This window comes from Chromatiaceae bacterium, from assembly GCA_024235395.1.
GTDB lineage: Bacteria > Pseudomonadota > Gammaproteobacteria > Chromatiales > Chromatiaceae > Thiosocius.
Genome location: JACKMK010000003.1, coordinates 864490 through 876873, shown reverse-complemented (window position 1 = coordinate 876873; position 12384 = coordinate 864490). Strand labels below are relative to the sequence as shown.

Here is a 12384-nt window from a genome sequence, read left to right as displayed (position 1 = left end):
CAGGCAGTCTCCAGCCTGGCCGGACAGCCAGAAATCCAGACCCCCGGCGGGCGGGGCGCGGTTCGCCCCCCTCATCGCCCTCGATCCGCAGCGCCTCGCGCTGCAGACACGGCTTACAGGTCGCACCGGACCCGTCGGTTCAGATCTCCGCTCACTAAAGATTGCAGAATCGACGCCGCGATGACTGACAAACCGGCGAGTTACCGGAGGACCTGATGGCCGCGTCGCTCGCACGAATTGAATCTTGCAATGGCAGCCCGGCTCCCGGGATGCGGGTGGAAGAGAGGTTCGTAGGCCGCGATCCATTCCGACAGATCGGGGGGTCAGCCCACCTTGGCCCAGGCTTTGCTATTCCCGTGCAGACTTGCAAACAGAGGGAGTCCATACAAATATCCGAACGGGGATCCTTGGCTGACACCTGGATTCCATTCGCGAGGAACCCATGTCACTTCGAGACATAATACTGTTCGTAGTTTTCTTCGGAGTATTGCCGTTCGCACTGACGCGACCGCCCATTGGCGTGGCGCTATGGTCGTGGGTCAGCTATATGAACCCGCATCGGCTCACCTGGGGTATCGCTTACAACTTCCCGTTTGCCATGCTGGCCGCTGGTGCACTACTGATGTCTCTCTTCATCAGCAAACAGCCCAAGCGCTTCAGCTGGAACGGACTGACCGCGACCTGGCTACTGTTCATTCTCCTGGTGGTACTGAGCACGTTCTATTCGCTCAATCCCTATAACGCCTATTACCAGCTGGAAAGCGTGTTGAAGATCCAGCTCACCACGCTGATCACAATCCTCGTAATGCGCGATCGCAAGAATCTCGATCTGTTGATCTGGGTGATCGCCCTCTCCATTGGATACTACTCAATCAAGGGGGGGGTCTTCACGATTCTCACCGGCGGAGGACACCGCGTCTACGGCCCCGCGAGCAGCATGATCGCGGAAAACAATGCGCTCGCCGTCGCCATCCTGATGATCATTCCGCTGTTCAACTACCTTCGGATAACCGCCACGAACATCTGGGTAAAACGGGGGTTGTTGGCCGCCATGGGCCTGAGCTTTATCTCCGTATTGGGCTCGCAGTCGCGTGGTGCATTCCTCGCGATAATCGCTGTGACAGGGTTCTTCTTCTTGAAGAGCAAAAACAAGATGCTGGTGCTGATCCTCTTGGTGATGCTAATGCCGATCGCGCTCCTGAGCATGCCCGATTCCTGGGTTGAGCGCATGGAGACCATCCAAGACTATGAGACGGACCCCTCCGCGATGGGCCGGATACGCGCCTGGGAATACAGCATCAATCTGGCTTCGCATCGTGTTCTTGGCGGGGGATTCGGCTCCTGGACACTGTACAACTACTCGATTTACCTGCCGGGCGTCGAAATTGAAAAGGCCTATGTGGCACACAGCATCTACTTCGAGGTGCTGGCCAATCACGGATGGCCTGGATTGTTCGCGTATCTGTTGGTCCTGTTCCTGGCCTGGCGGTACTGCAGTCAGGTCATAGCTGTAACCAAGAAAAACACCGAGATGGAATGGGCCAACAACCTTGCGAGAATGGTCCAGGTGTCTCTGGTTGCGTATTGTTCCGGCGGTGCCTTCCTGAGCCTCTCCTACTTCGATCTGCCGTGGCATCTGATAGCCATCAGCGTCCTGCTCAGGGACATCGTACGTGACCAGCAGAAAGTCACTGCGCAAGGTGCTGTTGGCGGAACCCGGAACAAACTGGCCACGCCGCCCGTCGTCTAAACCGGTCCGACGGAGTGAGAACTCAAGGACGACGGGTACCGCTGGTTTGTCGCGCCCGATCAAACAAAGGCGCTGTTTGAAAAAGAGCTGTTGCTCCGTCGGGAGCGGTCGCCGTCAGCACAGCTAGTCATTGGGATTTCGGAAACAGAAGACACTTTCGTCCCGCACAAGCATGTCGAAGGGATAGCGGCTGATTGTCTGCAGAAAGGTCCGACTCGTACCCGCCCACGGAAACTGCCAATCGTCCAACTCCAGAGAAATCAACCAGGTCCGGGCCACCCATTCGGTATTACTTGCGAACAACGCGGCTTGGGCCCCTTCGATGTCGATCTTCACGTAAAGCGGATTCTCGTTTCCTGCCAGCGTACAGATCTCGTCGATCGTGTATCCACGGATCCCGCCGTCACTCTCGACGGGTAGCTCTTCGACACGAAAAGCAGCGGCGCCCGCTTCCGGATTGATGATCGTCAACTTACTTGGCCTGGGCCAGATGCCTCCCCTCAGGCAGATCGATCTTTCTTTGAGATGGCTGCTATTCGACTGCAACAGCGAAAAATTGGCCTCGTCAGGTTCCACGGAACAGATCGTCGCCAGCGGATAGCGATTGGCAAGCCATATCGTCGACAAGCCGATATTGGCCCCGCAATCGATAATCAGCGGCTTTTGCCCGGCAGCCAAGGTCGCCTTGTATTGCAGCGCGATGTTCTCTGCCTGAGGAAATATGGAGAAATCATATTGCTGCATGACGATGCACTGCCAGAACGTCGCGTGGTCCGCGACAGTGTCCCGTAGCCTGATGGGATTGGCATACCCGGGCACCGTCAACGACCGCATCCTGTCGCCACGACCGCTCTTGGTGTGCCACTCCACTTGAAAAAACAACCGGGTACCGGCCAGTAGCCCAAACGTCAGCAGATACTTTGGAAGCTTCTTGAACTTTCTAAACATCGCTCGATTCTCAACGACCCATCAGGCCCCTGCTCGACACGCCGGCGGTTGCTCCACCACTACCCGCGACGGACAGGGAACCCAGGGTATTCGAGGTATTCCTTTCAGTAGAGGTGCAATCGCCCCAGTCAACACTTTCGCCGCGGCACCCCACCCCGCCCATCGACGGCGCAGAGCGACAACCCTGCCCCTGCCTCAGAAAAGTGAACCTGGCGCTGAATATCGGCTTCTCGTGGAAAGGTCCAGCGAGAACACTCATCCCGTGCTGCATGATAGAGATTTCTGACGCCGAGGGAATCCCGGCGCGACGAAGGTACAAGAAACTGCGTGTTCGCCGGCAGCATCCGTCAACGGCGCACACCAAATGTGCCGAAAACGGCGCGGTGTGCGGCGGCCGGTACCGGACTGCAGAACCCATAAGACAGCCGTTCCCAAGTAGAACGCACGAACCCGCCTCGTTTCCCCGGAATTAGCCGACTTAGTAGTCTGCAGATCTTGGGGTATCATTTCCGATCATGACCCATATCCGCAATCCAGGCCCCCGTCAGGTGATTAATCGCATTTCATTTGCACTCTTCACTGCGTTGCTTGTTCTGGCAGGTCCCGCGCTGGCATGGAACAAGATCACCCTGTCGCCGCTGGAGTTCGATGCGCTGCCGAGACTTTGCAAGAGTGCCGCTCACTTGCCGATCCCGCGCGAGCGCCAACGCTGGCCGCACACCAAACAGGAAAAGCAGCTCATTTGGGATGTTGGCGGCTGGCACTATTGCACCGGGGTCGTGAAGTTGCGCCGAGCGGAGCTGATGCCGAGGAACATCTCGGGCTTCGAAGCGCTCGTCAAGGACGCCTTGTTGGACATCGATTTTTCGTTCGAACGCATGCCCAAGCGCGAACTGTGGTACGCGGAAATGGCGGTCGCGGCCGCCCGCGGTTACCGCTTGTTGGGCGACACCAAGCGAGCGCGCGAGTTTCTCAAACTGGCGCAAGACAACCACCCGAGATATGCACCGACATACTCGGCGCTAGCCCTGTTGAGCTTTGACGAGAAAGACTACGCCACAGCGATCGGGGTGCTCGAGAAAGGCAATGAAGCCACCGGGAAGAAATCCAGCGAACTCAATTACTTTCTCGGCCTCGCCTATTTTTACGCCGGCGATATAGAGAAGGCCAGGCACCAGGAGGCGCTGGCCCGTGAACTTGGCTATCCGCTCAGCGGCCTCGCGCGCAAGATCGCACAGCACGGCCGATCGACCGGGAGCAAAAATTAGCTTCGCAGGTGGTGCGACGTCGTTCACACGGCCTACCTCGACGAGACCCGGCGGATTCCACGCGATAACGCAGGCAGCACCCGGCGCGGACCAACACCCGTCGCGTGTCCCACCTGGCGGCGAAGGCGACCCTCAGACCAGCAATTCAACCGGCGGCGGATGGCTCAAAAAGGCGTGCGGACTGGCGCTGTAGCCATAGGCCCCGGATTGCAGCACGGCGATGAGGTCGCCAGGATGTGCGACACCGAGTTCGGTCTGGTTGGCCAGCACGTCCAGCGGCGTGCACAGCGGACCGACGACAGTGGCGGTCTCGCGTACACCACCGTACACCCGGTCGGCCACGACGACTGGAAAATTCCGGCGAATGACCTGGCCGAAATTGCCACTCGCTGCGAGATGGTGGTGCAGGCCGCCGTCTGTCACCAGGAATGTCTGGCCACGAGAGACCTTGCGGTCTATGACGGAGCACACGTAGACGCCCGCCTCACCGACCAGGTAACGCCCCAGTTCGACGATGACCTCTGGATTGCCCAGCGCTTCCCGATGCACCGCCAACTGTTCCGCGAGATGTTCGGCAACGGGTGCAAGATCGAGCGCGGTGTCGCCCGGAAAATAGGGAATTCCGAATCCACCGCCGATGTTGAGGGTCTCAATCGGCGAGGGGGCCGACTGCGCCAGCCGATCGGCAAGATCGAACGTCGCTGCCTGTGCCTCGATCAGACTGTCCGGCAGGAGATTCTGGGTACCGGAGAAGATGTGGAACCCCCTAAAATGCAGATCGAGGTCGGCGATGCTCTCGAGCGCTTCCGGGACGATCTCTGCATCGATCCCGAACTGCTTCGGGCCACCTCCCATCTTCAGACGCGACGCCTTCAACAGGAAATCCGGGTTGACCCGCACCGCAACCCGAGGCCGCTCCCCCACCCGGTCACCGGCATGCGCAACACGGGCGAGTTCGCCCATCGACTCGATGTTGATCGTGACCCCTGCTTCCACCGCCGCCGCGAGTTCGACATCGCGTTTGCCGGGACCGGCGAAGCTCATCGTCGCTGCCGAAGCACCGGCGTCCAACGCCAGCCGCATCTCTCCCGCAGAGGCCACATCGATACCGTCGACCAGATCGATCATATGGCTGACGACTGCCGGCATCGGGTTGGCCTTCATCGCGTAGTGCACGCGCATCGCCGGAGGCAGGGCAATCCGCAATGCCTCGGCGCGCCGACGCATCGCATCGCGGTCATAGGCATAGTAAGGTGTCTGACCCGCGAGGGCGGCAAGATCGTCGAGTGATCTTCCACCAACCAACAACCGGTCATCGCTGACCTGCAGCAGGCTGATGGGCGCATATTCGTGACGCGGATGGGTCATCGCGGCCGTCAGTGTCCAGCGGCTTGTTCGACTGCCGGGCAGATCGATTTTGCACCAGCACCCATCCGGCGCCCTCCCGTCATCTCTGCGATATTCACTTCGAATCCCTGCATGCTGTTCGAATGTGCTTCATAGTACCGGGCGCCGTGGGCCGGTGCCGTGCCGCACGCCTGCCCGGTTCAGCGGTAGCGCTCGCGATAGTTGCGTACGTAGATCAACGCCGCGGTCGCAAGATCGCGGATCCCTTTCGGCTTCTCGTACAGCCTGCCGCGATATACCGCCTGCAGGTCAGCCGTTTCCAGCGCCGACCCGAGGAAATCGTTCAGCCGTCGCAGCGCTGCATCGGGGTCGACGACCAGGTCTTCGTATTGCATCTCGAGAAAGTCCAGTCCCTGTTGCTGCAGAAACCGACGGTTCGAATCGCCAATGCCGTCCAGGTAGCGCTTCAGGTAGCCGAACTCCTGGATCTGCCGCCTGATGGTCATCGCGATCCACGCCTGGAGCGGGTTACGCGTCAAATGGATGAACTTGACCTCGCCGAGGTCGAAGACGTCTTTCCAGAGATGGATGGTCAACCAAAGCCTGGGATCCTTCCACAACCAGGGCGTGTGCCGATCACATTGGGCGATGAAGTCGCGATAATCCGATAGATCGATGCGCGCCGAGAGATCTGCGAAACAATCGATATCGGCGGGATCGAACACCATCTCGTAGTGACCGCGGTAGCCCGCCTCGTCGAACAGGCGTCGATTGAGTGCGATCAGTTGGCTGTTTTCGTGGGTGTCGTAGTCCCTTTTCTTGAACGTTTCATCGCCCTGCCACCACCCTGCGCGGGCCAGCAGGCCGGCGAGTACCGAACTGCCTGACAACCCGCTGGTCAGTATGATGACGTTGTTCTTCATGCCGTCGTATAAAGGCGCCGAGCGACGGCGCTACCTCGGTTCGCGTCAATCGAAGATCTCAGAGAAGAATTCCTGGGCGCGCGCCCAGGAGCGCTCATCCGCCTGCTTGTTGTACACCAGATTGTCTATGCCGAACCGGCCGGCATCGGGATTGGTGAATCCGTGACGCGCCCCGCCGTAGATGTCCATCTCCCAGTTCGCGCCGGCTTCGGCGAGCTTGGCCTGGAAATTCGCGATCACCTCGGGAGCAACCCAGGCGTCCGCTGCACCGTGCAACACGAGCAGTCGCGGCGCAATGCCGCCTTTCGATTCTTCAGGCGCCGCCGGGAGGGAGCCGTGGAAGGTCACCACGCCTTTGAGCGGATATCCCGCGTAAGCCATCTGCAACACGGTCGCTCCGCCGAAGCAGTAACCGATCGCGGCGACATTGTCATCGGCGACCAGCCCACTGGCCTTCAATTGTTCCAGGCCGAGCAGCGCCCGGGCCCGCCACCCATCGACGTCTGCGGTCACCTCCTGCATCCAGGTGCGTGCCTGGTCAGGCTTGTCGGTCACGTGGCCATCGCCGTAAATATCCGCGGCAAACGCAACGAAGCCGAGCTCGGCCAACATGTGCGCGCGCTTTTTCGCGTAGTCGTTGAGCCCCCACCATTCGTGGATCACGAGCACGCCGGGGCGCGGACCCTCGATCGCATCGTCCCAGTACAGGAAACCGTTCAACATCGTGTCGCCGTCTTGATACGTGACGGATTTGTTCTGCACGGCGGCTTGTGCGCCAAGGCTCAGCGCCAACAACAACAGACCAGCGGCGATCGATTTCATGACTGCATACTCCTGCGGTTGAAGCCGCCCGCGCGGCGCGGCGAATGGATCTGCCGCATTATGCCGGGTGTCGGCGTCAGTCGACAGTCATGATCGCCCGCCATGAGGGATGGGCGCGGATCGCATGCAGCGCTTGCTGTAACAACGTCCTGCCTGGCTCACTCTTGTGCCAGCTCGAGAGCCCGGAGGGATGCGGCAATGGAATCACATCGACCGATCGACCATAGACCGTGACACGCTGTTGACGACCGATCACGTCGACCAGGCGAGCCACCGGAAGCAACTGGGTTATCGCCAGCTTCCCCACCGGGATCAATAGCTTAGGCTGAAGCATCTCGATCTCCCTGCGCAGCCAGGTCGCACAGCGCTCGACCTCTCCGGCATCCGGAACCCGGTGGCCGCCGCTGGCCCGCCGACCGGGGAAGCAACGGCACACGGCGGCCATGTAGACGCGGTCCCGGATCATCGCCTCGTCGGCACCGATCTGCCTGTACCACTCGAACAGCAACTTACCGGCAGTCCAGGCGAATGGTCGCCCCAAGCGACCCTCGTGTTCCCCGGGCGCCTGGCCGATCTGGATGACTGGCGATATCACTGGCGCACCGACCACCACGGGACCGTGCATCTGCGGACAGCGCCGACAGGCGCGCAGTGCGGTCTGGTGATCGATCAGGGCTTGCAGTCGCGATGCCACGCTCACAGACTGACACGCCAAGTCGTAGGGGGGAAGTCGGCAGACGGATCGCGCTGACCCCGATACCGGGAGGCTCGTCGATGCCAGATACGACCGGCCGCGTACAAGTGTTGCTGCTGGCCGATACCCACGGGCAACTGCATCCAGAAATCCTGGCGCTCGCCGAGCGCGCGGATTGGGTCGTGCATGCCGGCGATATCGGCACCCCGGAGATCCTTCACCGGCTGCGTGGGCACCGGCGACAGCTCGTTGCCGTGCACGGCAACAATGACACCCCTCGCGCCTGGTCTGCGCAAGGGCATGATGCATTGGCTTTTCCCGAGGCAATCGCCGAGATCGCACTGCCCGGCGGGGTGTTGTGCGCCGAACACGGTCACCGGGCGAATCCCGCGACACGGCGCCATGCGGTGCTGCGTGCGCGTTATCCGCATGCACGCCTGGTGATCTACGGCCACAGTCATCGCCAGGTGATCGACGACAGCGCCACCCCCTGGGTCGCCAATCCCGGCGCGGCCGGCCGCAGTCGAACCTTCGGCGGATCCGGTTGCCTGCTGCTCAATGCCAGCCGTTCGGCCTGGCACCTGCAGGCGTTTCAGTTTTCGCTCGGCGATTGGAAGAAATAAGGTATGCAGTTCGCGAACGGCCGGCCGACCACGGCAAGCAGATCGCGCTTTGAATAGTGCGCATCCAGGATGCGCAGCGACTCCTCGTGTGCGACCAGCAACACGCACTGCCAGGGCTGCGCCTCGAGCCAGACAAGAAATCCACCCAGGCGCTGCTGATATTCGCGCAGCGACTCCCCGTCGCCCACACGCCCGTCGACCGGGTCTCCCGCGATGGCGCCCAGGAACTCGTCCACCGGGCGACCGTCGCAGCCCGAACGGATATCCGCCAGCCGCTCATCGATCTTCACCGGCAGGCCGAGAGGCGCTGCAACGATGCGTGCGGTATGTTCGGCGCGCAACAGCGGCGAACTGAAAACCTGCTCGATCGGCTCTGCGGCGAGTCGTGCTGCTGCGCGCTGCGCCTGCCGCATGCCCAGCGCGGTCAGATCGACGCGACGCCGTGGATCATCGTTGCACAGGCGCCGAACGTTGTAGCTGGACTGCCCGTGACGCAGCCCGATCACACGCACGCTCAGGGCTCCAGGATGCGGCGGTATTCGACGTCGTCCGGGCTTCCGAACTGGCCGTCGGGTCCTGCGGACAGCAACTGGAAGCCGCGGCCGTCCGATTGGTACAGCAACGGCACCCCCCAGCCGTCGACCGTCTCACCCTCTGCGAGTGGAACCGCGGCGGCGATGGCCTGCAGGTCCAGCCCTGACGGGTCCCGGCCACTCCCCCCCTCTGCAAACCAGACGCTCAACCGCTGTCCCAGCTGGCGCAGCCTGTTGCGGGTCGCGACCCATTTGTTTTCTTCGACCAGCGCCTGGTTTTGCAGCGCGGCCGGTGATTCGACCGGGGGCTCGCCCGGGGACGGAACCGATGGTGGTGGAACGACGATCGGGGCCGGTGCCGCAGCACGCGCTGCCGCCAACCATTGCGCATGCAGGGTGTCGATGACGCTCCACGCGAGCAGCGAGACCACCATCGCCAGGACGACGCCGACCAACAACGAGGTACGGCTTGTACCACCCCGATTCGCGACCTGAACGTCCGACGCGAACGTCGGCGACATCCGGTTCATCTGCATGATCGTGCGTCGCACGTGCCTGCAGTAGAGGCTCTTCAGGATCGCAGGCCATATCAAACGATTGACCACGAGCAGAATCAGCCCGACGTCGACCAGGCGTCCCGGCATACCCTGCTTGCTGCCCAACGTGATCAACACCACCGGCAACAGGATCTCGACCAGGAAGATCACCGCCCCCCAGCCCCACATCTTGCGGTACATCGCCCAGAGGAACGGGCTGATGACCGCGCCACCTGCCCAGGTCAACATCATGCGCGTGCGCCGCCCGAGCATCATGCGCTGACAGACATCGAAGAGCTGCGGCGCGTGCGGGCCGATGAACAGCTTCATGTGCACCTGCTCGGTCGGCAGGCCGTCATCGAGCCATTCCTCGGCCCATTTCGCCTGGGCCGAATCGTGGATCCCCGACGCGCGTCGCGGACTCCGCCGTTTCGGTGCCGACGCCGGCGCACGTGGCGGAGCCCCGATCGTACTGGCGGCACGTGTCCGGTTGTAGTCGGCGAACACGATCCCACACTCGTCACATCGCTTGGCGACCAACTGCTGATGGCCGCATGCCGGGCACCGCATCAGACCCGGATCCGACGAATCCAGGCGGTTGGGCAACGTCACCCCGCTTGGCGACTGTGTCTGCGTCGAATTCGCCGGGTCGATGCGCGCCTCGACGCCGATCGACTCCAGGCGCCGCTGCAGTGCAGCCGCCTGTTCGGCGGGCAACCGGTCATCGATGCGGCACTCCCGGCCGTCGAGCGTCGGTTTGAAGCGCGCCGCTGAAGTCTCGAATATCCGCGCCAGACCGGCGAGTGCCGCCTCTCGGGCGAAACCCGGGACCAGCCGCCCGGTCATTACCACTTGATACAGGTGACTATCCATGCGAATACCGCCGACTTCCAGCTGCCAAGCGCCCGGATGCGATGAGCACTAGCGACATGAGATGTAGACCCTGACTTCCCTCTCGGCTGCGAGCAGCGACCACGTTAGTATAAAGACAGCGGCCCGTCGCGGCGCGTCTTGAAAACAGCCTGCGCTGCCGCTGGCGGCCACGCAACCGGGCTCGACCGCGCCGCGCGTCCGATGCCCTCCGACGAGACGCTGTACCATTCCTGCATGACTGAACAGCACACTGAAAAGCCACCAAAATCCCTGCTGCGCAAGGTCGGACGCGCGATCGCCGACTTTTCGATGATCCGCGACGGCGACCGCATACTGCTCGGCGTCTCGGGCGGCAAGGATTCGCTGAGCCTGTTGTTGGTCCTGCGCCACCTGCAGACCTATGCCCCGGTGCGGTTCGAACTCGGCGTCATCACCGTAGACCCGCAGATCGAGGGTTTCGATCCATCACCGCTGACCCGGTATTACGCGCAGCTCGGCGTGCCGTGGTACTACTGCACCCAGCCGATCATGGAAGAGGCCAAGAGCCGTCTGGACGGCGATTCCTTCTGCGCCTATTGCGCACGCATGAAACGCGGCATCATGTACTCGACCTGTCGGGAGCATGGCTTCAATGTACTCGCACTCGCGCAACATCTCGACGACCTGGCCGAGAGTTTCCTGATGTCGGCCTTTCATCAAGGCAGACTCGGCACCATGAAGGCCCACTATCGCATCGACGCCGGCGACCTGCGCGTGATCCGCCCACTGGTGTATGTACGCGAGACCCAGACCGCCGCGTTCGCGGCGGCGGCACGCGTGCCGATCGTGGCCGACTCCTGTCCGGCCTGTTTCAGCGCACCCACCCAGCGCGGCCATATGAAATCGCTTCTCGCACGCGAGGAACGCGCCCATCCCCGGCTGTTCGCGAACCTGCTGAGCGCGATGCGCCCGTTGATGAGCAACGAGACAGGCCTCAGCTGAGCACCCCGACCTCGGGCATCATGGCCACGCGGACCGCGGCATCTGTGCAAACCGGCTCAGACAATGCGGTTGCGCGGGCTGTTGGCCAGAAAAGCCTTGATATTGGCCACCGTTTCATCGACCACATTCTGTCGGGCGCGCCGTCCGGCCCAGGCACTGTGCGGCGTCACGATCAGATTGGGGATATCGTCCGCAAGTAGCGGGTGGTCCAGCGGCGGCGGCTCGACGTCGAGCACGTCCAGCGCCGCACCGCCGATGACCCCCTGGCGGAGCGCGTCAGCCAGCGCGCGATTGTCGATCACCGCTCCCCGCGCGGTATTGATCAGCAGTGCCGTCGGTTTCATCGTTGCGAGTGCGCGGGCGTCGATCAGGTGATGCGTGTTCTTCAGTAGCGGTACGTGCAGGGTCAGCACGTCCGCCGCACGCAGGACCTCGTCCAGGGGGTGCCGACCGGGCGTCGGGTCACCGCCCGGGCGCTGCGCCACCATCACCTGCATTCCGAACGCCTCGGCGATGCGTGCGACTCCCTGGCCGAGTTCGCCATAGCCGACGATCCCCAGCGTCATGCCTCTGAGTTCGCGAACCGGATAATCCAGCAGACAGAACTGCGGGCTGTGACTCCAATCGCCCCGCTTGACCGCGGCGGTATAGTCGAAAAGACGCGTGTGGTGCGCGAGCATCAATGCGAACACGTGCTGGACCACGCTGTCGGTCGCATAACCGACGACGTTGCTGACCACGACCCCGAGTTCGCGCGCCGTATCCACCGCGACATTGTTGTACCCGGTCGCGGTCACGCAGATCAGCTTCAGCTGCGGCGCAGAGCGCAGAATCGCATCATCCAGCACCACTTTGTTGGTGATCACGATCTCGGCACCCGCGACGCGTTCGGCCCGCTGTTCCGGCGCCGTGGCGCGATATGTCTGCCATTCGTCGACGAGCGGTTCGAAGGCCGACAGATCCAGATCCTGTTCGGCGAGGCTGGCGAGATCGAGGAAAACGGCGCGCATCGGCGACCCCCTGGGGAATTGCGACGGAGCGGAGAAACTAGCACGACCCACGCCGGGAAACACAGCGCCCGGCGGC

General features: G+C 62.1%; 12 protein-coding genes. 4 read left to right on the top strand and 8 right to left on the bottom strand.

The genetic code is table 11. The features are described from left to right. Positions 1-442 precede the first annotated feature (442 nt). Positions 443-1750 carry a putative O-glycosylation ligase, exosortase A system-associated gene (locus H6955_17355; GenBank protein ID MCP5315329.1) on the top strand — a complete coding sequence of 436 codons (1308 nt, stop codon included), beginning with the start codon at positions 443-445 and terminating at the stop codon, positions 1748-1750. A gap of 123 nt (positions 1751-1873) precedes the next feature. Here the strand turns inward: H6955_17355 and H6955_17350 are convergent, their stop codons facing one another. Continuing rightward, positions 1874-2698, bottom strand: coding sequence for an FkbM family methyltransferase (locus H6955_17350; GenBank protein MCP5315328.1), 825 nt, complete (start codon positions 2696-2698; stop codon positions 1874-1876). A 515-nt stretch (positions 2699-3213) separates the two neighbouring features. On the opposite strand from H6955_17350, the gene H6955_17345 reads away from it, so the two are divergent. Then, on the top strand, positions 3214-3966 hold the full coding sequence (locus H6955_17345) for a hypothetical protein (GenBank protein MCP5315327.1): 753 nt from the start codon (positions 3214-3216) through the stop codon (positions 3964-3966). Positions 3967-4098: 132 nt separating this feature from the next. On the opposite strand, the gene H6955_17340 is transcribed toward H6955_17345, so the two are convergent. The 4 genes from H6955_17340 to H6955_17325 all read right to left on the bottom strand — a co-directional run bounded on the left by H6955_17340 (position 4099) and on the right by H6955_17325 (position 7683). Next, the gene (locus H6955_17340) at positions 4099-5334 is read right to left on the bottom strand and encodes a pyridoxal-dependent decarboxylase, exosortase A system-associated (GenBank protein ID MCP5315326.1); all 1236 of its coding nucleotides are present in this window, start codon (positions 5332-5334) and stop codon (positions 4099-4101) included. A 179-nt stretch (positions 5335-5513) separates the two neighbouring features. Next, positions 5514-6236: a sulfotransferase gene (locus H6955_17335; GenBank protein ID MCP5315325.1), complete on the bottom strand. Its 723-nt coding sequence runs from the start codon at positions 6234-6236 to the stop codon at positions 5514-5516. A gap of 45 nt (positions 6237-6281) precedes the next feature. Further along, positions 6282-7058, bottom strand: a complete 777-nt coding sequence (locus H6955_17330; protein MCP5315324.1) for a dienelactone hydrolase family protein — start codon at positions 7056-7058, stop codon at positions 6282-6284. A gap of 76 nt (positions 7059-7134) precedes the next feature. Continuing rightward, on the bottom strand, positions 7135-7683 hold the full coding sequence (locus H6955_17325; GenBank protein ID MCP5315323.1) for a uracil-DNA glycosylase: 549 nt from the start codon (positions 7681-7683) through the stop codon (positions 7135-7137). 149 nt (positions 7684-7832) lie between these two features. Here H6955_17325 and H6955_17320 point away from each other — a divergent pair, with 149 nt between their 5' ends. Beyond that, complete coding sequence (locus tag H6955_17320) at positions 7833-8375, top strand: metallophosphoesterase family protein (GenBank protein MCP5315322.1); 543 nt, start codon at positions 7833-7835, stop codon at positions 8373-8375. On the opposite strand, the gene H6955_17315 is transcribed toward H6955_17320, so the two are convergent. Both H6955_17315 and H6955_17310 read right to left on the bottom strand, forming a co-directional pair. Continuing rightward, positions 8345-8887 carry a histidine phosphatase family protein gene (locus H6955_17315; GenBank protein MCP5315321.1) on the bottom strand — a complete coding sequence of 181 codons (543 nt, stop codon included), beginning with the start codon at positions 8885-8887 and terminating at the stop codon, positions 8345-8347. The two genes, H6955_17320 and H6955_17315, sit on opposite strands and share 31 nt — an antisense overlap. A gap of 2 nt (positions 8888-8889) precedes the next feature. Beyond that, on the bottom strand, positions 8890-10317 hold the full coding sequence (locus H6955_17310; protein MCP5315320.1) for a DUF2628 domain-containing protein: 1428 nt from the start codon (positions 10315-10317) through the stop codon (positions 8890-8892). A gap of 234 nt (positions 10318-10551) precedes the next feature. On the opposite strand from H6955_17310, the gene H6955_17305 reads away from it, so the two are divergent. Then, complete coding sequence (locus tag H6955_17305; protein MCP5315319.1) at positions 10552-11298, top strand: tRNA 2-thiocytidine biosynthesis protein TtcA; 747 nt, start codon at positions 10552-10554, stop codon at positions 11296-11298. 56 nt (positions 11299-11354) lie between these two features. Here H6955_17305 and H6955_17300 read toward each other — a convergent pair whose 3' ends face one another. Then, positions 11355-12308 (bottom strand): 2-hydroxyacid dehydrogenase, encoded by a 954-nt coding sequence (locus H6955_17300; protein ID MCP5315318.1) that lies wholly within the window; start codon positions 12306-12308, stop codon positions 11355-11357. Positions 12309-12384 lie beyond the last annotated feature (76 nt).

Coding starts and splice junctions, on each gene's coding strand:
- H6955_17355 (MCP5315329.1), top strand. CDS start 443: ATGTCACTTCGAGACATAATACTGTTCGTAGTTTTCTTCGGAGTATTG.
- H6955_17350 (MCP5315328.1), bottom strand. CDS start 2,698: ATGTTTAGAAAGTTCAAGAAGCTTCCAAAGTATCTGCTGACGTTTGGG.
- H6955_17345 (MCP5315327.1), top strand. CDS start 3,214: ATGACCCATATCCGCAATCCAGGCCCCCGTCAGGTGATTAATCGCATT.
- H6955_17340 (MCP5315326.1), bottom strand. CDS start 5,334: ATGACCCATCCGCGTCACGAATATGCGCCCATCAGCCTGCTGCAGGTC.
- H6955_17335 (MCP5315325.1), bottom strand. CDS start 6,236: ATGAAGAACAACGTCATCATACTGACCAGCGGGTTGTCAGGCAGTTCG.
- H6955_17330 (MCP5315324.1), bottom strand. CDS start 7,058: ATGAAATCGATCGCCGCTGGTCTGTTGTTGTTGGCGCTGAGCCTTGGC.
- H6955_17325 (MCP5315323.1), bottom strand. CDS start 7,683: ATGCACGGTCCCGTGGTGGTCGGTGCGCCAGTGATATCGCCAGTCATC.
- H6955_17320 (MCP5315322.1), top strand. CDS start 7,833: ATGCCAGATACGACCGGCCGCGTACAAGTGTTGCTGCTGGCCGATACC.
- H6955_17310 (MCP5315320.1), bottom strand. CDS start 10,317: ATGGATAGTCACCTGTATCAAGTGGTAATGACCGGGCGGCTGGTCCCG.
- H6955_17305 (MCP5315319.1), top strand. CDS start 10,552: ATGACTGAACAGCACACTGAAAAGCCACCAAAATCCCTGCTGCGCAAG.
- H6955_17300 (MCP5315318.1), bottom strand. CDS start 12,308: ATGCGCGCCGTTTTCCTCGATCTCGCCAGCCTCGCCGAACAGGATCTG.